Below are 25,246 nucleotides of genomic sequence, written 5' to 3'. Positions count from 1 at the left end.
TATGACTTTAGGCTATATCAACTGGAACCCAGATCCGACGCTATTTGATTTTGGTTTCTTCCAATTAAGATATTACTCATTATTTTTTTTGTTGGCCTTTGTTTTTAGTTACGTCATCGTTAAAAAGCAATTTATTAAAAATAAAATCGACTTAACATTGTTAGACAAACTAACGATATATGTTTTTTTAGGAACATTGATTGGGGCTAGATTAGGCCATTGCCTGTTTTACGATTTTGATTACTTTTCCAAGCATCCTTTAGAAATAATTCTTCCTTTTTCCTTTTCTCCGTCCTTTCATTTCACTGGATATACAGGTTTGGCTAGCCACGGTGGGGGTATTGGTATCATTACTAGCCTCATTTTATTTGCAAAAAGGTATAAGATCAACCTGTGGTTTCTATTGGATAAAGTTGCGCTGGTGGTGCCATTGGCTGGTTTTTTTATAAGGCTGGGCAATTTGATGAATTCCGAGATTATTGGAAGGCCTACCCACGTAAGTTGGGCATTTGTTTTTTTAAAAGAAGATCTTTTACCAAGGCATCCTACACAATTGTACGAGGCGGCGGCCTACATGTTTATCTTTATAGTTGTGTATCAACTTATGGGTAAATGGGTGAGACCAAGCGGTTTTTATTTTGGGCTGGTATTGCTGTTGATTTTTCTTTTCAGGATTGGAATAGAATTCTTTAAGGAAGACCAGGTTGCATTTGAATCGGGGATGCTACTGGATATGGGACAGTTGTTGAGTATTCCTTTTATCTTAATAGGAATAGGAGTTATGGCCTTTAGGTATAAAAAAGTAGTTAAATTAATCCATCAAAAATGATAAAACTAAAATCTATTTTATATCGCACTTTTTTAATTTGTATTGCCCTTTCGCAATCAAATTGTTCAAATGGAGGCAAAGTCACAACTTCCGATACAGTTAAAACTGCAGCCGTATCTGGAGATGGTGCGAAGTTAACTTCTTTTATAGCCAACGAACTTGGAAAAGTAATGGTGCTGGAATATCACTTGATCGGAACCCCGGAAAATGAATGGAGACGAACCCCAGATAATTTTAGAAAAGACCTGAAGTTACTCTACGAAAATAATTTTTATCCGATATCTGTTAATGAGCTTGCGACAGCCACATTTAATATCCCGGCAGGTAAAACACCCTTCGTGCTAACTTTTGATGATTCGAGTGCCGGCCAGTTCCGTTTCATCACCACAAATGGGAAAATGGAAATAGATCCAGATTGTGCCATCGGAATAATGGAGGCATTTAAAGCCAAGCACCATGATTTTCCACTGACTGCCAGTTTTTATATACTGCCTGCAATAAAACCCACACTAAGATTATTCGGACAGCCAGAATACCAGAAGCAAAAACTAGAATGGTTAACTAAGCATCATTATGAAATTGGCAACCATAGCTGGTTCCATGTGGCACTCAATAAGTTAGATGATGCAGGCGTACAAAAGCATTTGGCAATGTTTGTGAAAGAGATTAGAGCCTTTTTGCCTTCTTACGAAGTTAAAAGCCTTGCCTTGCCTTTGGGTATGCATGCCAAAAATAGGGCATTAGAATCTAGGGGTGAATTTTAGGGAATTACATACCGTCACGAAGCAGTTTTTTTAGTAGGCTCAGCAACTTCTGTATCCCCTTATTCTAAAGATTTTAATCCACTTGCATTACAGCGTGTACAGGCAGGTGATACTCAAACCGGACCAGAAGCATTTATGAAACAGCAAGATAAACATGGAAACCGTTTCATCAGCGATGGAGATGCAAAGCAACTTTCTTTCCCAGGAAATTTCAAACCCATGTTGCGACAGGATCTCATTAAAAAATATAAACTTAACCTGCTTCCTGCTCAGGAGTTATAATAGTGATAACATACCTAACCTTAAACGCCTATTTATTGGTCACATCTTAGCTTTTTTAATTATTTCCTAGCCTATAATATAATGGACCAGTTGATAAGTTTACCTCTACGATCACCTTCTTTTTGAAAAACATTCAGGTAAATAATTTTTGTTAATAATTATCGGATTTAATCGCGATTAAATGGTTTTTCGAAAAAAAATAGATAATCTAATACGGGAATTTAGTAATAAAACATAGAGAATAAAACTGCTTCAAAAGCAACATAGTTGCATTTAATATTAATTTTAGTAGTTTTGTTTTACAATAGATTGAAAGAAAATGAAAAGATTACCAGTAACAGTATTGAGTGGATTTCTAGGAAGTTGGTTTAAAGAGGAAAAAGGCAATAGGTTAGATTGATAATTAAAAATGCAAAAGTAAGTTTTGAATTCCGATGGAATAAATGCAACTTTGTGGCGATGTTTAAAAATTGGAATACAGGTAGGTTATCAACCATAAGAACCGCATTAGCTTTAATGCTAGTGTTATGTGTACTCTTGGCACCTATATCCGAGATTTCTCATACACATTCCAACACTTCAGATATTTCAGGAACGGTAAAAGATGGGCTGCCTGTATTAAAACATGCCAGCTGCGAAGTATGCCAATTCTTTAAAATCTTTCATACCCAATCAATCGATCTCCACACGTCCACAAATAGCCATATATTTTTTGGGGAGATAGCAGTCAGCTTTGTTCCGTTCAAAAAGAACTATGGCTTTATTGCGTTCATTCAAAAGGGGAATAAGGGTCCACCCATATCCAATCAGCCGGCTTAATAGCCAAAATCATAACGATTGAATATTTTCCTTTAACTTTTACAGGCCGTAGTAATGCAGCCTTTCACTAATGCGCATGCGTTTTTCTAAAATTAATCTCACTTTAGTTAGTATTGGGATACTGCTATACTTACTTTGTATTTCGGCCATTGCCAAAGCTCAGGTACATCAGATCACAGTAAAGGGCAAAGTAACTGCTATTGAAAATGACAGACCGCTTCCTGATGCGATTGTTCAGGTTGATGGCGCTGGAATATTTGCCACAACAGATCAGAATGGTTTTTTTACCTTGTTACTTCGTAATCCCGGCGCTTATCAGCTCTTGGTTTCTCTATTAGGCAAAAAGCAATTGCAACTTAATATTTTGCTAAAAAAAGATACGCTACTCAATCTGCAGATGGAAACGCTTTCTTTAGCGTTAAAAGAAGTTTCGGTAGTGTCAAAACGCAGGAAAATGGGGTCGTCCAATGTAATCGATCAAACTGCCATCCACCATTTACAACCCATAAGTCTTGGCGATATACTACAACTTTTGCCTGGGCAATTAGCAAGAAACCCCGATATGTCTGCTGCACAACAATTCAACCTTCGTCAGGTACCAAGTAATAGTGATGCCAGTAGGGCAAACGCTTTGGGCACAGCAATAATTATGGATGGAATTCCACTTTCAAATAATGCAAATTTGCAAACCAGTGTAAACATCTTAAATAGTGCACCAGGATCACTGCCTTCTTTTTCTTCTGTTGCTGGCAGGGGTAACGACTTGAGGCAGATTCCTGCAGACCAGATTGAGAGCATTGAGGTAATTACCGGTGTGCCATCTGCACGTTATGGCGATCTTACAAGTGGGGGAGTACTAGTTAATACCCGTGCTGGTGTTTTCAGCCCACAATTAACTACCCGTGTAAATCCACTGCTTGTACAACAGTCGCTAGGCTTCGGTTTTAAATTAGGTAAAAATGGAGGGATTTTGAGTATAGACAATGACTTTTCCTATTCATTTCAGGATCCCCGTAATACCTTAAGTCAATATACTCGAATAACAAACCAACTGACCTATAGCAAAGCTTTCCTAAAAAATAAGGGCCTGTATACCACCACACGATTAGGTTTTTCTTCAACACTAGATAATCTAAAGCAGGATCCTGATGATAAAAGATACCAAAGAAAAATCTATAGCAAGGATCAGGGGCTTCGGTTTGGAACCAATTTAAAGCTTAATACTTCACTGAGTTGGCTATCCTCACTAACTATGGATTTTGGAATAAACTATACCCATCAGCAAAGCTATCTTCAGGAACTGATAACCCGTGATCTTTTTCCGGTAAGCAACGCATTGGTTGATGGTACCAACGTTGCTCGTTATGGCGAAAGTGAATACCTATCAGTAGTTAATACAGACGGGAAGCCATTATCTTTATACAACCGTTTGGAAGGTGTTTTTTTTAATAATGCTACAGCTAGAAACTTAAAACATCAATTGGTAGCTGGATTTGAGTATCGCTTTGATGGTAATACTGGCGAGGGTAGGCTTTTTGACCCAACAAGGCCGCCAAGGCAAAATTATGCAGTTGGTGACAGGCCGCGTTCCTATGACGAGATACCGGCATTGCAACAGATTGGCTATTATGTAGAAGATAGAATAACCTCAACAATTTTTAATAGGGAACTGAATTTCAATGCTGGCATACGTTATGATAATATTCAGCCTAGCAGCCTATTTACAGGAAGATTTGGCAATAAATTGTTGCCAAGGATAAATATGGCAGTAGAAATATGGAAAAATTTCCGTTTTAAGGCAGGTTATGGGCTAACCTCCAAATCACCTACACTATCCTTTTTATATCCAGGCAAACGGTATGTTGACCTAGTTAATTTCAATTATTACGCTGCCAATCCCACCGAAAGACTCGTGGTAATTACCACTAAGGTATTTGATGTTAATAATGAACAGCTCAAATCTTATACCGCAGAAAAATTCGAACTCGGACTTGATTATGAAAAAAATGGATTTAGCGGTTATATTACTGCATATAGAGAAGGTACAAACGGTGCTTTTGGTATCAATAGGGATGTTACCGTGTTAGCTGTTGCCAAATTAAAGGCAACAAGTTTTCCTGTAGGCACACCACCAGTTCTTAGTCCAACTCCAGAAAGCATGGTTCCTTTTTATGCTGGTTATGATGTAAGTGTTAACAACAGAAAAATTACCAACAAGGGTGTCGAATTCCAGCTGAATACACCAGAATTTAAGGACATCAATACCAGTTTGAACTTTAACGGTGCCTGGACTACAACTACGTCTTTCGACAATGGAAATGCTGTTGACTATCAAAAGGCGATTTTCAGTAGCGTTACTCCAACATCTGTAGCCATCTACAGGTCGGGTTTTGGTAACAGGGGAAGCCGTTTCAATACCTCACTCCGATTTGCAACCCATTTTCCGCAGCTTAAATTCCTACTATCAGGTCTGGTGCAAACCGTATGGAGCAGCAGCAATAGAAATCTTGATCTTAGTCCATACCCTGTAGGCTATGTATCCAATATGGGGGAAGTGGTTTATCTTTCCCAATCGGATGCCATGAAGCCTGAGTATATTCCTTTACGCCGCATCTTGAGCAGTACTTTGGCAGGTACAGATAGCGCTCCACCCTTATGGCTTTTCAATATCCGATTAACCAAGGAATTCAAAAACAATAGCGGCATTTCATTTTATGTTAACAACGTAGTTGCAGATAGGGGAACTTATCTGAATACAGTTTCAAACAGTTTCGTACAGCGCAACCAAAGTCTGTTCTTTGGCGCAGAATTTACTATCCATTTATAAACACAATTAAAAAACATGAAAACAACAAAAGTTACAATTATTCTTTTATTAGCTATAACCGCTTTTTTTGGCTGCAAAAAAAGAAATAGCATGATCCAAACTGCTACGGTGCAGGTAACCGTTCAATATCCCACTACTTACAGTCAGAGCGGTGCCGCTAATACAGAGGTAAAACTGGTCAGCAAAACTGATGGAGCAACTCTAACTGCAGTTACCAATAGCTCGGGGGTAGCCACATTGAACGATGTGATCCCTGGAACCTATAATATTACTACCACAAAATCGATAACAGCAACAGAAGCCCTAACCTTAACTGGAGTTTCACGGGCGATCCAATTAAATGCTGCAGAAAATGATGTGAACGTTGGAACCGTAGCAAATGTTACGCTAAAACTTGCAGGCTCAGCTGCGGGAAGCCTGTTGATCAAAGAAGTGTATTATAATGGATCTAGAACGCTTACAGGGGGCACCTATTTCTCTGATCAGTTTGTGGAAATTTACAACAATTCAACCGATGTGATCTATCTTGATGGACTTTACATCGCCGATCTTTATGGAAATTCTGGGCTGATAAATCCTACCTCAGACGCTACTCCATATAAAAATGATAAGGATAATAGCTATGCGAGTAATGTTTGGCGCATTCCTGGTACTGGAAAACAGTATCCACTAGCAGTAGGTAGTAGCATCATTATTGCACAGGATGGGGTAAACCATCAAGAAGCAACGCTAAATCCCAATAGCCCGGTAGATCTTTCTAAAGCAGATTTTGAAACTTATAACGAAAGACCTGATAACCGTGATGCAGATGCTCCTAGCGTGCCTAATCTTGAAAAAACATACTTTACAGGAGGTTTTGATTGGTTGTTAACCGTATTTGGCCCTGGCTTGGTTATTTTCAGGGCAGATGATTTTACCAAACTTGAAAAGGTTGCTATCCCTGGCAGTACTCAAGATCCGCGTATCAAAATCCCTAATGCCTTGGTAATTGATGCTTTCGAAGCGTTAAAGGATGCAAATAGTGCAGGATACAAGAGAGTTCCTGTGGCGTTAGATGCGGGGTTTGTATTTGCGGCAGATACCTATAACATGGAAAGCTTCAGAAGAAAAGTATCCACAACCATCAATGGCCGTGTGGTACTCCAAGATACAAATAACAGTGGAAATGATTTTGTGAAGATCGCAAAACCTACCCCTAAAAAATTCAATTAAATTATCAATACAGGTCGTCAATATCTTTGACGACCTGTTAACTCATTTGAAATGAAGAGCACTAAATTTCGATACATGTTGTTACTGGGCACAGCCATTTTGTCTTTTGATATGACATCGGTTGTTTTTGCGCAGAAAGGCGAACAGCACATCGACAGATTGGAACTATTTCGCCAACAGATTAATGGATTTTCGTTGGGAGCTTCATCAAATGCATTGGATATAAAAGATGTTGGCATCCCAAACTATGCATTAGCGGGTTTCGATTATAGTAACCAAAACGGAAAATTTAGAAGGCCCCAAGAGGCAGACAAGATCCAATTTCTTGGCTTTGGTGCTAACGGATTTCAAAGCTATAAAAATTGGCATTTCTATGGGGAATTCAATTACCACAAGTTTACAAAAGATAGCATCCGGTTTGCCAACGTGGCAAGGCCTTATGAAGGTAACCCCTTTATTACAGCCGATTCGATAGGAGGAAATTGGCGTGGTGATGAAATGAGGGCTAAACTTCAGGTTGCCTATCCTAAGATCGGCAGATGGATATTGGCAAGCGACATCGACTACCTGGCCGAGCAGGGTAATAGAAGGAATGATCCAAGACCATTATATCGCTACCTTGATTTTAAAGTTTCACAATCTCTAGGCCTCCTCATTAATAGTAAAAATCGGATGAGCATAGAAGCTTCCTATAGGCGAAAAACCGAAGATGTCGAAACAGGCGAATTTTCATCCACAAATTTCAAACTTTACAGCTTGCGTGGGTATGGTACTTTTGACTATGTTCCGGTAGTGAGAGCAGAACGCTATACCAAGGGATGGGGATGGCAGGCCGGATTGGCGTATAAATATCAATTCGATAAGGGAGTATTCTTGATTGGTGCTAGGGTGGGCTACCTTACAGAAGATGTTGGAGATGGAAATGTACGTGATCCGAGCACCAATATCCTAAATCCATTATTAGTTGGTGGCTATGATGAAAAAAATGCGGAATTTTATTCAGGCTATCAGCACCGATCTGATTATAATAGGGGATGGTCGGTAAATGTAAATGGTACGCTTAAAGATGGGACCGGTTATGATCCAAGGTTCAAGGGCATAAATCCAGCCAGTTACATTTCCAACCTGCGGCTTAAAGCTTCCATTTGGCGGCCTTGGGGTAAAAAAAGCTGGGTTCATGCCGACTTCCTTCCTTCGATAACCTACATGAACTATAACGAGACCATCGCAAAAACAGATTGGACGGTAACACAATTGCATAACGATCTCCGTTTCAGTTTAAGTCAAAGATTTAATGGAAGAGTGCAACTACAAATAGAACCTTTAATGGGCTATCATTTTCCATTGTTCTCAGATTTGGTAATCAATCGCGCTACTGTAATTTCCAATCTGTTGGTAAGGCCGGATTTTGCCTACATGGATACTTCCTACCTCAAATTCCAACTGGCAACAGCTTTAAATTTTAAAACAGGTTCCCTCAACTACCGCTTGTCTGCAGCCTATACGACACTCCAGACACAAAATAATAGCAGCCTTAATTATTTACAAACCACTATTCAACTTTTATTCTAATATCAACTATAAATGCTGGCAGTGCTTAAAAATGGAATAGTGGATTAGCGCTTGAATCGTTTAAAACTTTAACAAAATAACAATGAACAAATTCCTCTACAGCTGTACTCTTTGCATCATGTTTCTTGGCGCATGTAGTGTTTCAAAGCAGCACGTAAAAAAATATCGCAGTGCATATAATTCCCTATCGGTAATCGATAAGCAATTGGCAGACACCTTACTACAAAAATCGTTAGAAAATGAAGGCCTTTATACCCTTTCGGGACGGCTCAAGCCAATGAGCACCGTGGCGGATCTTAACCTGGCAATTGCTCAAAAGGATACCTTGGCAAAAAGCAATGCGATGGTTACGGACGTAAATGGGGGGGATTATAAAAAACTACAACAATACCAAAGAATAATCAATGCGCTTCAGTTTGATGATGTACACTTCATCATGGTTCCATTTAAGATTCAGCGGAAAGGTTTAAGAAATATTTCCATCAACGTTTACCGCCAGAGTTTGGTTGATTCGATGGTCAATGCAAACAGTTCTTTTTATGGTCAGTTCGCATACGTGTCTGGCACGCCTGCACCATTACTGGTCAATACCACCGAATATGAGCGGCCGTATGACCGCTTCCGTTCCTATGGAAATTTGTTTGGCTACCCACCGCATGCGGTAGATTTTTTTGTGAAGGCTTCCATCACGAGTGATGAAACCAAGGAATTCGTTAAACGCGATTTTTATAACATGCCAGTATATTCAAAGGAAACTGGAAGGTTCGTTTATGCGATCCCGAAAGATAGCAAGCCAGGTACTGCAGATGAGACCATTAAGCAGAGGGCAGCCTTTGCATTAGAGAAATACAGGGCGCTGCGTATTAAATATGTAAGGACTGATGGTTCAGTGGACTATTACAACCTTTTCCTAAATATTGCAAGCATTGGAAAAAAATAAGATCGGATTTCTTACTGCCACTGCGCTGGTAATTGCCAATATGATTGGTACTGGAGTGTTTACCAGCTTGGGTTTTCAGGTCGGGGCATTACCATCTGTATCTGCCATCCTACTTTTGTGGATAGCCGGAGGAATAATTGCGTTATGCGGAGGGTTGAGCTACATAGAGTTGGCGAAACAATTTCCTGGATCAGGCGGCGAATACCATTATATTGGTAGTAATTATCCCGTAGCGATACGTTCTTTTGCTGGTATTGTTTCTGTATTTGCAGGCTTTACTGCACCTATTGCCCTTGCCTGCATGGCTTTTGCCGCCTATTTGGGAACTGGATTTTCTTATTTTTCGCAAAAAACTTTAGCTATAGCCATATTAAGTTTCATCTCCCTATTTCATTTTATAAACCTGAAAATAGGAGCCAACTTCCAGCTCTTCACCACTGGCCTTAAAATATTGGTCATATTGATATTGATCGGTTTTGGTTTTAGTGTTGCGGGCACAGCAAATCCAGTAACGTTAAACCAATGGGATATTGGACTAGTCGCTTCGCCTTCGTTTGCAATTGCATTGGTGTACGTATCTTTTGCCTATTCGGGATGGAATGCCTGTGTCTATATTTTTGGGGAAATAAGTGATGTTGAACATACCATCAAACGGGCAGTTATTACAGGAACCATTTTCGTTATAGTCCTTTATGCGCTGCTCAATTATATTTTTTTAAAATTGATACCTATCAATAAGATAGATGGCGTACTTGAGATTGGGGCATTGGCCACTATGTACTTATTTGATGGGGTCAGTGGCAGATTTATAGGAATGATGCTGTCCTTTTTGCTCATTTCTACCATTAGTGCCATGGTTTGGATTGGTCCTAGAGTGATAGCAAGAATGACCGCCGACACAAAGATTCCCTTTTTTGCAAGGGCTGGACAGGGCATTCCGCGTTATGCGATAATGTTACAATATGCAATAATTGTGGTGATGATCCTGTCTGGCTCCTTTAAACAAATTTTAACTTATTCGGCGGTTTTAATGAATGTTTGTGCGGTGCTTTCTGTTGTTATCCTGCTGCGTTCACGGCTCCAATTGAAATGGTATAAATTAATTTGTCCTGGTTTTTTTATTGCAGCTACTATATGGAGCATCTATCATTTAGTTAATCAGGGTTTAAAAATTTAGTAATCGATATGGGAAAAGATTTAAAACTTGATGCAATCATTATTGGAGGTAGTTATGCTGGTCTTTCAGCCGCATTGGCTCTCGGTCGTTCGTTAAGAAGTGTGCTGGTCATCGATGGTGGGCGTCCCTGCAACAGGTATACGCCAAGGTCCCATAATTTTTTAACACAGGATGGAAATACCCCAATGCAAATTCATAAACTGGCGAAGAAGCAAGTGGCCACCTATAAAACGGTTAGTTTTTTTGATGATGTTGTGCTTGGTGCGAGTCCGATAGCCGAAGGCTTTGTACTAAATACATTGTTGGGGGAAGTATTTAGTGCAAAGAAACTCATCTTTTCCACAGGAATTATAGATGTGATGCCTGATATAAAAGGTTTCGAACAGTGCTGGGGAATATCCATATTACATTGCCCATATTGCCACGGCTATGAAGTCCGTAATCAAAAGACTGGGGTGATTTTAAATGGGGAAATGTCGTTCGAACTTGTTCAAATGGTTTCAAACTGGACAAAAAACCTAATTCTGTTCACTAATGGGACTGCGCATCTTTCATCCGTAGGTATTGCAAAACTACATAGCCGTGGGGTGATGATAATTGAGGTGCCAATACAGGAAATTGTTGCAAATATGGGTATGGTTCAGTATGTGGTACTGGTAGATGGGAGCAGTATTGCCGTTGAGGTGCTTTATGCCAGACCGCAAATGGTACAGCATTGTTCTGTTCCAGAGAAAATGGGCTGTGATATCACTGATCAAGGCCTTGTCAAAATCGATGGATTTAATAAGACAACACTATCGAGTGTGTTCGCCTGTGGCGATAATGCTAATCCTCTCCGTTCAATCTCCTCCGCTGTAGCGGCTGGAACTTTGACAGGAGCAATGCTGAATAGGGAAATGATTATCGAAGAATTTTAGCACAAGATTATGAAATTAAGGATAATCTTATCAATGCTTTATTTCTTTTTCTTTTGCCAATTGGCAAGAGCTCAGCTCAACTGCACCGAGTTGTTGGATAAAAAACCTTATTTCCTTGGACATCACGTTACAGCAAAGAATTCTCTTTTCATGAACGATTTAAAGATTTTGAGGTATTGCGGAAATTTTATTGGCTCAGATACATTACTTATGAATGGAACCATACTCCTTACGGTTCTGCAAGACCAGGTAGAGCTTTCCAATTTGGCTAGTTATAGAGACGTAGTAGGTGCGATCAACGCATTCAAAAAGACGAACAATTATCGGGAATTTATGGAAAGCCTGCTATTGTACCAAAGCCTGGAAAATAAAAAGGTAGCGCCGAAAGATTGGGAAAAGGATAAGCAACTGTTTGTGAGGTTGGGGTTTACCGAAGCCGACCTTGAAGATTTTCTCCGCTACATTTCCGATTCTGCACACAATAAGTTTACCTACAAACAGGCCTACATCGATTACATGAAAGAAATCGATGCGATGGCTCCTCCAGTACATTGATTAAATAAAAATTTGTTTATAAAATTAAATTTATAGAAAAAAATGAAAAAGATAATTTTTGGACTTACCCTTTCGCTAGCTGGGGTTCTGATGACCTATTTCAATATGCCTGAGGCAGATCCCCAAACTGGCGAGTATATCGAAGAGATTACTTTTCTCCGTTTACTATATTGCTATGTGATTACGGTCGGTATAATTATTGCTACAGCGGGCCTCGGCGACTTTTATCAATCCAAAAAAAAATTAAAACATTTCAGCCGCTAACATGTATTAATGATGTTGTACAGCTTACTTTTCCGAAAATTACACTTATCTTGCGAACATAAGATGAAGACAAAAATATTAGTCCGTTATATCAGTTATGTGCTGCTCATTGCTATGCAATTTGCAGTATTGCCGATACAACAGATTTTTCATCATCATCTCAGTACAACATCTACAGAAAGTAAAACTCCTATTTTAAAAAAATACGAGAGGTCTTGTTGCGAGCAGTTTAAAGTAATTATTTCGACTGCCGTTCAGGATCAATCGCCTATTATTGCTCATCAACAGCATTCAGTAAATTATTTAATCCCTTCAATTCCTTATTCTTTCTTAGCCGATCTTCAATTGGCCAATAAAGCTCCACCTGTAGCGTAGCCTAAAGTCCATTTAGTCTAATTTTTATCTACAGTTTCTAATGAGTAACAATAGCTGGCTTTTAATGCCATTTTTCTTGTTTTTTATGCCTTTTTATAGTACTGCGCAACAATGCTCGGGTACTATTAGTGGGCTTGTTCTTGATGGCAGAACCAATTCTCCATTGATTGGTGCTAGTATTGAACTGAAATCAGTGAACCAGGTTGCAGTGTCTAAAGCAGACGGAAGTTATTTGATAAACGGCTTTTGTCCAGGTAAATATAGCATGACCATCAGTTTTATTGGTTATCAATCTAAAGAAATAACTATTTTATTGAAGGAAAAACTTCAAACTAATATTTCACTTTTTGCTTCTGACAATCGATTGGCTGAAGTAAGAGTGGAAGGCGTTCGGCCAGAAATCAAGCCATTGCAAATCAATAACCAATTGGATGGAAAAGCGCTTGAAATGACAAGGGGCGAATCCCTTGGAGAAAGCTTAAAGGCTATCGCTGGGGTAAACTCGATCCAAACTGGCCCAACGATTTCAAAACCCATTATTCAGGGGCTTTATGGTAACCGTGTACTTATTCATAATGCGGGTGTAAGGCAGGAAGGTCAACAGTGGGGTAGTGAGCATGCACCAGAAATTGATCCCTTTATTGCTGGTCAGCTTACCGTGGTAAAAGGTGCAGCTACCGTAATGTATGGCGCCGATGCAATTGGAGGCGTAGTGTTGGTAGAGCCTGCACCGTTAAACTACCACACAGGATTAAGGGGACAGGTAAATTTAGTAGGAATGAGCAATAGCGGGCTCGGTGCTTTTTCTGGGATGATAGAAGGTGGCCCAGGTTTACAAAGCCATTTCAGCTGGCGACTACAGGGAACTGTAAGAGTTGCAGGCAATTCTAAGACGGCAGATTATTACTTAAAGAATACTGGATTGCGGGAATATAATGGTGCACTGATACTTGGCTACCATTATAACAATTGGAAAGCGGAAGTATATGCTTCCAGCTTTAATACCAAGTTAGGAATATTTAGCGGGTCTAATGTGGGAAGCACGGCAGACAGGAACAATGCAATTGGAAGACCTGAGCCTTTGGCAATCTACCAATCAAATCTCAATTATCTAATAGAGCGTCCTTATCAACTTGTTAACCATCAACTTATAAAATCGAAAGTAAGCTACCTCTTTGAAAACATTGGTACAGTTAATTTGCAATATAGTTATCAGCAGAACTATCGCCGCGAATACGATGTAGTGCGTGCCTCATCGCAGGATGATTACCAATACAAATTTGACCTTAGTACACAGGTAGCTGATTTTTATCTTGATCATAAAACAATAGCTGGCCTCTCGGGCAGGATTGGTGCAGGAGGAATAGTTCAGCAGAATTATTATGATGGTGCCTATCTTATTCCATTTTTTAAAAGCTACAACGGTTCGCTTTACTTAATCGAAAGGTGGAATAGTGGCAATCTTGGACTTGAAGCAGGATTTCGTTATGATAAAAAATTTATGCAGGTAACCAAAAGGATTAGCCCTAAAGATAACAACAGCCCGATCGAAAACCCTGAATTTAACTTTAATCAACTTTCTGGTACCGTAGGATCGTCTTACATGCTGCCGGCTAATTATAAATTAACAGCAACAATAGCTAAGGGATGGCGCCCACCTGCTATTAACGAACTCTTTATAGAAGGTGTTCATCAGGGGAATGCATCTTTTGAAAAAGGAGATCGAAAACTTAAGGAGGAATCTTCATTGAATCTATCTGTTGGTATTACTAGGCATAGTGGTAAACTAACAGGCGATATTAATTTCTACCATAATAAAATAGATGGCTATATTTATCTGCAGCCCCAGCTTGACGCATCTGGAGCTCCAATATTTGAAATTACCCAACGTGGTGGCTTTCTTTCCAATAAGTATGTGCAGTTAAATGCTCGTTTTACGGGTCTGGATGCAATGTTGGATTATGAAATAGATAAACATTTTAGTTTAAATGGAAAATATTCCATCGTAAGGGCTTATGACCAAGCTACCCACGACCATCTTATCTATATTCCGGCAGACAAGGTAACAGGAAGTATTCGTTACAGCTTACCAAATTTCAAATCTTTCAATGCAACCACAATCGATTTCTCGACAAGCTATGTTGCAAGACAGAACCAGGTTAGGGATGATCAAGATTTTGCACCAGCACCAGCAGCTTACACGCTTTTGGACGCAACGGTTGCAAGTTCAATTACTATTGGTGCACAGCAATGGAATATTGGACTTACCGTGAATAATATAATGAATGTTGCCTACCGAGACTATCTTAATAGATTTAGATATTATACTGATGATATAGGTCGAAATATTACGTTGCGCTTACAGATACCCTTTGGAACAACACATAATTAAAATAAATATTAACAATTTAAAAACAAAAATCATGATTAACAAAAAAGTAAAATTCGGAACGATCGCTGTAACTGCTCTAGTGATGAGCTTATCGGCATGTAAAAAAGATAAAGAAGTGCCAATGGCTGATGAAAATGAGCTGATTACAAAGGTCTCTTTAAAATTTACCAATACAACAAATACAGCCGATGTATCAACTGTGACTTGGTCTGACCCTGATGGTGATGGTGGTGTAGCTCCAACCATTGGTACACTTACACTTAAAAAGAATGTAGCATATACTTTTGAAGTATCTGAGGTATTGAATGAATCTACTACCGATGCAACCAAAAGAAATGTGCTAAGTGAAATCATCTCAGAGTCCGATGAACATTTATGGATCTACAAACCAGCTACAGGATTAAACATTACATTAGTGAGAACTGATAAGGATAAAAACAACTTAGAGATTGGTATTAAAGGCACGGCAGCAGTTGGAGCTGCTTCTACTGGTAAACTTCAGGTTGTCCTTCGCCACCAACCAAATGTTAAAAATGGAACAGAGTCACCTGGAAGTACTGACTTTGATGCTAGCTTTAATACGATTATACAATAATTAAAAATATTGCATAATTAAAATTCCCTGTTGCTAAATAAGAAAAAGGGGATAAAGAGGTCTAGCTTAATAGCTGGGCCTTTTTTTGAATACTATATTGGAAGAACTACTTGCTTTTCGCTGAGTTTGCTGATTGCTCTCGCTACAATATTTTTTAAGGTTTGCTGTTTTTTATATTAATCGTTTAATTATCCAACCTACAATAATTAATAAAACTTAATGATTCAACACATTAAAGAGTTTTTGATAATTTTACATTGAAATTTTTTTAAAATTAATATTAACGCAACATTATTGCGTTTGAATATTTTTTCTTTATATTTGGCTATCATAAATTTGATAGATTGGTTAATATAGTTAAGGTGTGGCGGAGTTTCTCCGCCACATTTTTTTCCAGTCGCTATGCAGATCATACTAAAATATTCTCAATATCTAAGATTAAAAAAATACATATTAAACTTTAAAAAATTCGATGGGCTGTGAAATTTTTTCTATATTTGCATCATCAAAACATAATTGATTGCAATTAAAAGATGTTTTTGACATATATAATTATATAAATTTAGGTTAATTATATGTGCCCTATTCGGTGTCTTTTTATTAAAAATGTACAGGAGAAATATCTAAGTAATTAGATAACAACATATTAAAAAGGGAACGGCTAATCCTGCCACCCCGACAAATTGCTTGGCTTAGCAATTTAAATTTGACCAGCTAAAAAAGAAGATACCAGTTCGGGGTGTAGCGTAGCCCGGTATCGCGCCTGCTTTGGGAGCAGGAGGTCGTAGGTTCGAATCCTGCCACCCCGACAATTAGACTTCTAAAAGTCACTTAAACCCCTTTAATTGTATGATTAAAGGGGTTTTTTATTGTTTTCTAATTTTCTTTCCTCCTTATATTTACGTTGTTCTACCATTGGCTATGCAAAAGGGTCTTCCAGTTTAGACTATCAAAAATCTATGCTTAGTTATAACTAAGAAAAATTAAACCCAAAGTATTATGAATACTAAAAACCCTTCGAAAGTATAGGATTGGCTGACGACGCCCTTTTTCTTCCTCATGAACCAACAACAAATTAATACATAATGAAGAGGAGATATTTGATATGCCATTATTCGCTTCTTTTACGATGCTGAAAGTTCAAGATGAGAAAATGTTTATTGCACAGATATTCAGAAAATAACGGAAAGGGAGAATTTTAATTATGGGAAACTGCTTGGAGAACAAATTTATACCGAAGAGAAAAATGGAGGAAAGGCAGGTGCTATTTCTTGAAAAAGTAATGCTAAGATATGTAATAACGAACAAAAGGTATCATCTGAGTATAATGCAATAGTTAAATAGAAATATTAACTGATTGCATAACAGTTTGAAAATGTGTAAATTATATAACTTATTTACGCATTTATGTAACTTTTATCAATTTAAACACAATACTTTTATTCATATTAATTCAATACAAAAAAGAGAGGTTACGTTAAAATGGGTAACAGCGGAACTGAAGAGCAGGAGACAGTGTAACTGAATAAAAAATAAACAAAAAAATCATGGATAATTTTATCAAGCATACTTTTCATATTGGCGGCATGAGCTGTGGTGGCTGCGTTTCATCAGTTAAAAATAGATTAGCCGCTGCTCCAAATGTAACATCGGTATCCGTTGACTTGGCCAATAAGCAAGCAGAAATCACGTCTTCTGTGGCGATCAAGGCCGAGACACTTCAGGATGCATTCAAGAATACGAATTATACCATTACAGACTTAACACAGCTTAATTAAATGTTATGTAAGGTTCAAGATATTGGTTAGTAAATAATCGTGCTGCGACGAAAATTATATAGAAGTTTGTTTGTAGAGGAATGATTAAAATCTTCAATCGATCTCCTTATTAGAATATTTTTTCCTGTCTCACATCATTTAATCGACAAAAAAAAGGAATCGAAAAACGAAAACCTGTTAATAGAAACAACGCTTAATATGGAATCAAAAACTGCAATAACAACACTCTTTCTTGACATTGGCAATGTACTACTAACCAATGGATGGGGTCATAAGTCGAGATGGCTGGCTGCAGAAAAGTTCAATCTTGATTTTAATGAGTTTGATACTAGACATGCCGTGGCATTTGAAACTTATGAACTGGGAAAGCTTACTTTGGATGAATATCTGGACATCACAGTTTTTAATAAACTGCGTGATTTTACAAAAGTGGAATTTCGTCAATTCATGTTTGCGCAATCAAAGCCCTTCCCAAAAATGATCGAGCTGATAAAGAGCTTAAAAAAGCGGTACGGTTTAAAGGTTATTGCAGTGAGCAATGAGGCAAGGGAACTAAATGCATACAGAATTGAGGAATTTGAATTGGCAGACATTATAGATTTTTTTGTATCCTCAACCTATGTTCACATACGGAAACCCGATGTTGATATTTACAAATTGGCGCTTGATATGGCACACTCAAAACCAGAGGAAACGGTTTGTATTGATGATGTATGCGTATTTGTAAAGATTGCCGAAAGCTTGGGCATAAAAGGTATTTGCCATAATAATTATGAAGCAACCTGTATAGAATTACAATTATTAGGATTTAATACTTCATTATAATGGCCTTAAAAACATGTGTATTGGTCATCAATGGCGGATGCACAAAGAAACTTTAAATAAATACTCTAATTAAACAACAGTAAAAATTTAAGTAATGGAAACAAAATCTTTAGAAACATCAAACGAGAACTTATCGGAAGATCTGTTAAAAAAAATAAATGCCTACTGGCGAGCCGCTAATTATCTTTCTGTTGGACAAATTTATTTACATGAGAATCCGCTTCTAAGAGAGCCTTTAAAACCCGAACATATTAAGAATATGCTGCTTGGGCATTGGGGCACCACTCCGGGTCAAAATTTCATCTATGTCCATCTCAACAGGATTATAAAAAAGTATGATCTTGATATGATCTATGTTTCTGGCCCTGGTCATGGCGGTCCCGCAATTGTTGGGAATGTTTATTTGGAGGGTACTTATAGCGAAGTTTATCCAAATATAAGCCAGGATGAGGAAGGGCTAAAAAAGCTTTTTACGCAATTTTCATTTCCCGGCGGAATACCGAGCCATGTTTCTCCCGAATGCCCCGGTTCTATCCACGAAGGTGGAGAACTTGGCTATTCGCTCAGTCACGCTTTCGGAGCTGCCTTTGACAATCCAGATTTAATCGTGTCTTGTGTAGTTGGCGATGGCGAAGCGGAAACAGGACCATTAGCAACTGCATGGCATTCCAATAAATTTTTAAATCCAGTTACAGATGGTGTGGTGTTGCCTATTCTTCATCTAAATGGGTATAAGATTGCTAATCCTACTATTTTAGCAAGAATCGGAGATGAGGAATTGGAGCAACTTTTCTTGGGTTATGGCTGGAAGCCTTATTTAATTGAAGGCAGTGACCCGATGGACATGCACCAAAAAATGGCAACATTGCTGGATAAGGTAATCGGAGAAATAAAAGCCATTAAGGAAAAGGCAGCTCAAGACAAAAATGCTGCTCGTCCGAAATGGCCTATGATTATTTTAAAATCACCAAAAGGTTGGACAGGCCCTAAATTTGTGGACGGTAAAAAGATAGAAGGTAATTTTTTGGCGCATCAAGTTCCTATTAAAGATCCTGCAACAAATCCCGAACATTTAAAGCAGTTAGACGATTGGCTGAGGAGTTACAAACCAGAAGAATTGTTTGATAAAAACGGACGTTTAAATGGCGACCTTCAAGAATTGGCACCATCGGGAAAACACCGAATGGGAGATAATCCAAATGCCAATGGAGGGCTCTTACTCCAAAATCTACGTATGCCCGATTTTAGGGACTATGGCATTGAAATGAGACGTGGTGAATTGGGACCAGGCGATACTTTGGTGCTGGGGAAATTTATAAGAGATATTATAAAGGCCAACATCGGCCAAAGAAACTTCCGGATTTTTGGACCAGATGAAACCCTTTCCAACAAATTGGACTTTGTTTTTGAAGCGACCAACCGTCAGTGGGAAGCACCGGTAATTGATACGGATGACTTTCTTAAAAAGGAAGGTCGAGTGATGGAAATGCTAAGCGAACACCAATGCGAAGGCTGGCTGGAAGGATATTTATTGACGGGAAGACATGGGCTTTTTAATTGTTATGAAGCCTTTATTCATATTATTGACAGCATGTTTAATCAGCATGCTAAATGGCTGAAAGTCACCTCGCATTTACCTTGGCGTAGAAAAATTGCCTCTCTAAATATCCTTTTAGCATCACACGTATGGCGACAAGATCATAACGGCTTCACCCACCAGGATCCTGGTTTTCTTGATGTGGTGATGAACAAAAAAGCATCGGTAGTACGGGTTTATCTTCCACCAGATGCCAACTGTCTTTTATCGGTAATGGATCATTGTTTCCGTAGCAGGCAATATGTAAATGTAACAGTGGCTGGTAAACATCCTGCACCACAATGGCTAAGCATGGATGAAGCTGTAGTGCATTGCACTAAGGGAATCGGAATATGGACCTGGGCAAGTAACGATAAAGATTTAGAACCAGATGTAGTAATGGCTTGTGCAGGAGATGTACCGACACTAGAAATTTTGGCTGCTGTTTCTATTCTTCGGGATAAATTACCTGAACTTAAAGTGCGGGTAGTAAACGTAGTTGATTTAATGAAACTGCAACCGGAGACAGAACATCCCCATGGTTTAAATGATAAAGACTTCGATACTTTATTTACAAAAGACAAACCGGTAATTTTTGCATTTCATGGTTATCCATGGCTCATACATAGACTAACTTATAAACGTACTAACCACGTAAACTTCCATGTACGTGGCTACAAAGAAGAAGGAACAATTACCACACCCTTTGATATGACGGTTTTGAACGATATGGATCGGTACCATTTAGTAATGGACACGTTAGATAGGTTACCGCAATTGAAAAACAAAATAGCCTATTTAAAACAAGAGATGCAGGATAAATTGATAACACATAAAAACTACATTAGGAAAGAAGGTATGGATATGCCTGAAATTAGAAACTGGAAATGGGAGGGTTTTAAGTCATGAACAAACAGATTCTTATAGATACCGTTCAACAATTATTAGGCTTAGACAAAGGATTGCTTGCTATGGATGAAAGTACAGGCACCTGCAACAAACGTTTTGCCGCATTGGGTATCCCACAAACCATTGAAATGCACCGCAAATATCGTGAACTAATCGTGACAACTCCTGGTTTGAATGAAAGCATTGGTGGTGCTATTTTGTATGATGAAACTATCCGCCAGCAAACAAAAGACGGAATTCCCCTTATAGATGTGTTGGTTAAGGCTGGGATTATTCCTGGAATCAAAGTTGATATTGGTGCAAAACCAATGGCCGGTTTTCCAAATGAAAAAGTAACAGAAGGATTAGATGGGTTAAGGGACCGCTTACAAGAGTACAAAAAATTAGGTGTTCGCTTTGCCAAGTGGAGGGCTGTAATTTCCATAGGCGATGGTATTCCAACTACTGGTTCTATTGAGGCGAACATTCATGCCCTGGCCAGGTATGCCGCTTTATGCCAAGAGGCAGATATTGTGCCGATTGTGGAGCCTGAAGTATTGATGGATGGTAACCACAGTTTGGAACGTTGTTATCAAATAACAACGCAAGTACTTAAAATACTTTTTTATCAGTTGTATGTTAACAACATTAGTTTGGAAGGAATGATTTTGAAACCGAATATGGTAATTGCCGGAACGGGAAGCAAAATACAAAACAGCATAGACCAGGTAGCAGAAGCCACTGTTAACTGTTTGCTAGAATCAGTTCCTGCTGCCGTTCCTGCTATTGCATTCTTATCTGGTGGGCAGTCTGCCGAAGATGCGACAGCTCATTTAAATGCGATACACACAAAGTTTAAGAACCAATTGCCATGGATAGTTACATTCTCTTTTGCAAGAGCTATTCAACAACCCGCTTTGGATATTTGGAAAGGTGTTGAAGCAAATGTTGCAAGAGCACAAAAATCATTATATCACAGGGCAAAATGTAACGCAGCTGCAAGGCGTGGAGAATATGATGCTTCCATGGAAAACGATTTAATAGAGTAGATTTATTTTTCATTTAACGAGGTTTTAATTTTTTTCCCTTCAATAACCCCCAAATTTAAAAATATGTCAAAGAACTTTTTCACCAGCATCACTGCTTGCTAACATCGCGTTGTATCATACAAATTTACCCAATATAAGTGTCTTTAAAAAGGTCATATGACCTTAGTTGGTACGTCATTTGACCGGTTTTGGTACCTCATATGATCGATAAATGGGACAAATAATACATTATCAGCGTATTGCAGCTTGGCTGATGTTAACTCTCTAAAGCACCTCTTTTCGATAACGATTGCGTAAAAAAACAGGGGATAACATTTTTAAAACCGTACAAAACATTGATATTGTCGAGTAATCAAAACCCCTATAGATTTAGTGTGGTATATCTAAATGAGCAAATCACTTATGAAAATACATTTATCCATATTATCACTTTTAACAATAGCTTTAACTTCAATCAGTTTTTCTGCAACTGCTAAAGATTATCCTGCGTCTTATTTTGGCATACAAGGTGGAGGCACCATACTTAATACGAGATCAATACAATATGGTATTGATTACATCAGCCTAAATGGCGGTGGAAAGCTCATTTTTCCTTCTGGAAAGTACCTAACCGGGTGTATTCACTTAAAATCTGATGTCACCATTCATTTAGATAAAGGCGCAGTATTATTAGGTTCGGTTAATCCTTTTGATTATGATCGGCAAAACACGGCTTTCGACCATAATTTTAATACTTCACTAGCACTTATATTGGGCCTTAACCAACATAATATAGGTATTACCGGCAAAGGTATTATTGATGGACAAGGAAAAGAGCTGGCTGCAAACGTTGGCGAATTATTAAGAAAAGGTTTGGAAAAAGGTGGCTCGATAAACCGACCAGATGAAGACAGGCGGCCCATGATCATAAACTTATTTGGTTGTGAAAATGTGACTGTTAAGAATATCACCCTGAAAAATTCGGCCTGTTGGGTAGAATGTTATAACCAGTGCAAAAATGTTACCATTGATAGTATACGGGTTGAGAGCCGTGCGTTTTGGAATAACGATGGTGTTGATATTGTTGATTGCGATAACGTAAAAGTAACCAACTCTTATTTCAATAGCAGTGATGATGGTATCTGTCTGAAATCATTAGGGCCGGATGTCTTAAATCAGAATATATTAATACAAAATAACAGCATGACTACAGATGCAAGCGGCATCAAGTTTGGAACAGCTTCGCTTGGCGGCTTTAAAAACATTCGTATAATAAATAATAAAGTATTTGATACCAATCGCTCAGCAATAGCCCTTGAAGCCGTCGACGGTGCTACCATTGAAAACATTGAAGTTGATGGTATAGAAGGGACAAATATCGGTAATGCTATATTTTTACGTGCCGGCGCGCGTAAAGGCACGCGAAAGGGTGAGGTAAAAAATGTCTCAGTTCAAAATGTTAATGTAGAGATTCGCACTGAAAAAAATCCGCTTAAAGCAATGCCTGGTGTAGTGATAGCAGGTATGGCAGACCAGATGATCGCTAACATTACCCTTAAAAATATCGTCATCAAATTTCCGGGCGGGGCAGAAAAATCATTGGCAAAGGTATCTATTTCCAACATGAAGGATATTCCCGAAAAACCAGATAGCTATCCCGAATACAGTATGTTTGGAGAGTTGCCTTCCTGGGGGGTGTACATTCGCCATGCCAGGAATGTTACGTTTACCGGTCTTTCTTTATCAGTAGGCAAAAGCGATTTTAGAACCGCTATTGTTCTAGATGATGTTCATAAAGCCTCATTTAAAAAAGTAAACGTAAAAGGCCATGAAAATAAAAAGAAAATATTTGTTTTGAACTCTTCGGGTATTTCTGCAAAATAGTTTATCAGCACCAGCGCAATATAGATATGAAAAAGAATTACATTAACGGATTGATATTACTAACGCTACTGATAAGTGTCATTACTTTATCAGCCTTGAAATATCTGGATGATGAGCCTAACGCCGGTTTAATAATACCCCAAGGCTTTACAGCAGTAAAGCTGATTGAAGGTATAGGCAAAGTAAGGCACATCGCTATTACACAGAACGGGAATATATATGCCAGGCTGGCTAGGCCGGTTAATGGGCAGGGGACATTGTTGTTAGAACAAAAAGACGGAAAAGCTACGGTAAAGATGGGATTTGGTAATTATGGCGGTACCGGAGTGCATTTATATAAAGGTTATTTGTATACGGCTTCAAATTCAGAGATATTCCGTTATAAGATTGATAAAAACGAGCAGGTAATAGATACCAATGCCCGCGAGACTATTGTAACCGGATTATTAGATAAAGGAACCCATGAGACCAAATCTATTATGATGGATAATGTGGGTAATATGTACATACCCATAGGCTGCCCATTAAACTCTTGCCAGCAAAAAGATAGAGAAAAAGGATCCATGGGTATACCCGGATGCCCTTTGTTATCCATAAGCGGTGGTGTGTGGCAATTTAAGCCCGACAAGCTAAATCAAACCTATGCCGATGGTGTACGTTATGCTACCGGCCTAAGAAACGTTGTGGCAGTTGACTGGAATACCCAAACTAACCAGCTTTATGTAATGCAGCATGGCCGCGATCAATTAGATAACATATTCCCGGACCTGTTTACTGCTAAACAAAATGCGGAAACGCCTGCAGAATGCATGTATGCTTTGAAAAAGGGTGATAATGCAGGCTGGCCGTTTATTTATTATGATCGTTTACAAAATAAAAAAATCCAAATGCCTGAATATGGTGGCGATGGTAAAAAGGAGGGGAGTGCTGAATACATTGACCCAGTGGCGGCATATCCCGCACACATGGCACCTAATGATATACTCTTTTACACAGGTGATCAATTCCCTGCAAAATATAAAAACGGGGCATTTATAGCATTTCATGGCTCTTGGAACAGAGGTCCCGAACCACAGGCGGGTTATTACGTTATTTTTCAACCTTTTAAAAACGGTAAACCATTTGGAGATTGGGAGGTATTTGCAGATGGTTTTTCGGGTTCGCCTGAAAAAACCGCATCAGGCCGTGCAGATCATCGCCCATGCGGGCTGGCACAAGGCCCGGACGGCGCTTTGTATGTTACAGATGATGTAAAAGGTGCCATTTACAAAATCAGTTATGATAAAGACAAAATGCCACGAGCTACAACTACCAACGAAAAAACTACTCCCGTTAAAGTTGTTAGCCCTATAAAAACGATTTACAAGATACCAGCGGCAATTAAGCCGTCTTATACTGCGGGATCGGCAATTTACACAAAAAACTGCGCTGCCTGTCATATGGTTGATGGCGGCGGGGTACAAGACCTGAACGCACCGCTTATAAAAACCGATTATGTATTGGGTAATAAAACCAGGCTAATTAAGGTACTTCTTAAAGGCCTGAAAGGAGTAGAAATAAACGGAGAAAAATACAGCAATGTAATGCCATCACACAGCTTTTTAACAGATAAACAAATTGCCGATGTGTTAACCTACGTGCGCAATAGTTTTGGGAATAAAGCTGGTGCGGTCACTCGTTCAGAAGTCGCCAATGTGCGTAAAATTAAATAATAGCTAACAAACACTTTTCCATTTATAACCAAATA

General features: G+C 38.7%; 20 protein-coding genes and 1 tRNA gene. All 21 read left to right on the top strand.

Annotation, left to right across the window (positions count from 1 at the left end):
• The first annotated feature begins 1 nt into the window (after position 1).
• The 21 genes from lgt to ACVWYN_RS13645 all read left to right on the top strand — a co-directional run bounded on the left by lgt (position 2) and on the right by ACVWYN_RS13645 (position 25,211).
• Positions 2 to 829, top strand: a complete 828-nt coding sequence (gene lgt / locus ACVWYN_RS13745; RefSeq protein ID WP_457289439.1) for a prolipoprotein diacylglyceryl transferase — start codon at positions 2 to 4, stop codon at positions 827 to 829.
• A complete protein-coding gene (locus tag ACVWYN_RS13740; protein ID WP_457289438.1) occupies positions 826 to 1,593 on the top strand; it encodes a polysaccharide deacetylase family protein in 768 nt (255 codons plus the stop codon). Before lgt ends, ACVWYN_RS13740 begins: the two co-directional genes overlap by 4 nt.
• A gap of 135 nt (positions 1,594 to 1,728) precedes the next feature.
• Complete coding sequence (locus tag ACVWYN_RS13735; protein WP_457289437.1) at positions 1,729 to 1,875, top strand: hypothetical protein; 147 nt, start codon at positions 1,729 to 1,731, stop codon at positions 1,873 to 1,875.
• Between the two features lie 895 nt (positions 1,876 to 2,770).
• A complete protein-coding gene (locus ACVWYN_RS13730) occupies positions 2,771 to 5,521 on the top strand; it encodes a TonB-dependent receptor (RefSeq protein ID WP_457289436.1) in 2,751 nt (916 codons plus the stop codon).
• A gap of 15 nt (positions 5,522 to 5,536) precedes the next feature.
• Positions 5,537 to 6,733, top strand: coding sequence for a DUF4876 domain-containing protein (locus ACVWYN_RS13725; RefSeq protein ID WP_457289435.1), 1,197 nt, complete (start codon positions 5,537 to 5,539; stop codon positions 6,731 to 6,733).
• A 51-nt stretch (positions 6,734 to 6,784) separates the two neighbouring features.
• Positions 6,785 to 8,305 carry a DUF6850 family outer membrane beta-barrel protein gene (locus ACVWYN_RS13720; RefSeq protein WP_457289434.1) on the top strand — a complete coding sequence of 507 codons (1,521 nt, stop codon included), beginning with the start codon at positions 6,785 to 6,787 and terminating at the stop codon, positions 8,303 to 8,305.
• An 82-nt stretch (positions 8,306 to 8,387) separates the two neighbouring features.
• Positions 8,388 to 9,245, top strand: a complete 858-nt coding sequence (locus tag ACVWYN_RS13715) for a hypothetical protein (RefSeq protein WP_457289433.1) — start codon at positions 8,388 to 8,390, stop codon at positions 9,243 to 9,245.
• Positions 9,232 to 10,422, top strand: coding sequence for an APC family permease (locus tag ACVWYN_RS13710; protein ID WP_457289432.1), 1,191 nt, complete (start codon positions 9,232 to 9,234; stop codon positions 10,420 to 10,422). The genes ACVWYN_RS13715 and ACVWYN_RS13710 overlap by 14 nt, the downstream gene beginning before the upstream one ends.
• An 8-nt stretch (positions 10,423 to 10,430) precedes the next feature.
• Entirely contained in the window at positions 10,431 to 11,339 is a 909-nt protein-coding gene (locus tag ACVWYN_RS13705; RefSeq protein ID WP_457289431.1) for an NAD(P)/FAD-dependent oxidoreductase, read from the top strand.
• A gap of 9 nt (positions 11,340 to 11,348) precedes the next feature.
• Positions 11,349 to 11,894: a hypothetical protein gene (locus ACVWYN_RS13700; RefSeq protein WP_457289430.1), complete on the top strand. Its 546-nt coding sequence runs from the start codon at positions 11,349 to 11,351 to the stop codon at positions 11,892 to 11,894.
• 42 nt (positions 11,895 to 11,936) lie between these two features.
• Entirely contained in the window at positions 11,937 to 12,158 is a 222-nt protein-coding gene (locus ACVWYN_RS13695) for a hypothetical protein (protein WP_457289429.1), read from the top strand.
• Positions 12,159 to 12,221: 63 nt separating this feature from the next.
• Positions 12,222 to 12,533 carry a hypothetical protein gene (locus tag ACVWYN_RS13690; RefSeq protein ID WP_457289428.1) on the top strand — a complete coding sequence of 104 codons (312 nt, stop codon included), beginning with the start codon at positions 12,222 to 12,224 and terminating at the stop codon, positions 12,531 to 12,533.
• A 40-nt stretch (positions 12,534 to 12,573) separates the two neighbouring features.
• Positions 12,574 to 14,925, top strand: coding sequence for a TonB-dependent receptor (locus ACVWYN_RS13685; protein WP_457289427.1), 2,352 nt, complete (start codon positions 12,574 to 12,576; stop codon positions 14,923 to 14,925).
• 31 nt (positions 14,926 to 14,956) lie between these two features.
• Positions 14,957 to 15,520 (top strand): hypothetical protein, encoded by a 564-nt coding sequence (locus ACVWYN_RS13680; protein ID WP_457289426.1) that lies wholly within the window; start codon positions 14,957 to 14,959, stop codon positions 15,518 to 15,520.
• A gap of 735 nt (positions 15,521 to 16,255) precedes the next feature.
• Positions 16,256 to 16,329: transfer RNA gene (locus ACVWYN_RS13675), tRNA-Pro, on the top strand.
• A gap of 738 nt (positions 16,330 to 17,067) precedes the next feature.
• Positions 17,068 to 17,298, top strand: a complete 231-nt coding sequence (locus ACVWYN_RS13670) for a heavy-metal-associated domain-containing protein (protein WP_457289425.1) — start codon at positions 17,068 to 17,070, stop codon at positions 17,296 to 17,298.
• Positions 17,299 to 17,496: 198 nt separating this feature from the next.
• Complete coding sequence (locus ACVWYN_RS13665; RefSeq protein ID WP_457289424.1) at positions 17,497 to 18,123, top strand: HAD-IA family hydrolase; 627 nt, start codon at positions 17,497 to 17,499, stop codon at positions 18,121 to 18,123.
• Positions 18,124 to 18,217: 94 nt separating this feature from the next.
• Complete coding sequence (locus tag ACVWYN_RS13660) at positions 18,218 to 20,608, top strand: phosphoketolase family protein (protein WP_457289423.1); 2,391 nt, start codon at positions 18,218 to 18,220, stop codon at positions 20,606 to 20,608.
• The gene (locus ACVWYN_RS13655) at positions 20,605 to 21,636 is read left to right on the top strand and encodes a class I fructose-bisphosphate aldolase (RefSeq protein WP_457289422.1); all 1,032 of its coding nucleotides are present in this window, start codon (positions 20,605 to 20,607) and stop codon (positions 21,634 to 21,636) included. Before ACVWYN_RS13660 ends, ACVWYN_RS13655 begins: the two co-directional genes overlap by 4 nt.
• Positions 21,637 to 22,038: 402 nt before the next feature.
• Complete coding sequence (locus ACVWYN_RS13650) at positions 22,039 to 23,499, top strand: glycoside hydrolase family 28 protein (RefSeq protein WP_457289421.1); 1,461 nt, start codon at positions 22,039 to 22,041, stop codon at positions 23,497 to 23,499.
• A 26-nt stretch (positions 23,500 to 23,525) separates the two neighbouring features.
• Entirely contained in the window at positions 23,526 to 25,211 is a 1,686-nt protein-coding gene (locus ACVWYN_RS13645) for a PQQ-dependent sugar dehydrogenase (RefSeq protein ID WP_457289420.1), read from the top strand.
• Positions 25,212 to 25,246 lie beyond the last annotated feature (35 nt).

Source organism: Pedobacter sp. UYP24 (assembly GCF_054057295.1).
Note: the sequence above shows the minus strand (reverse complement) of the source record. Positions and strands in the feature narration are given on the sequence as shown.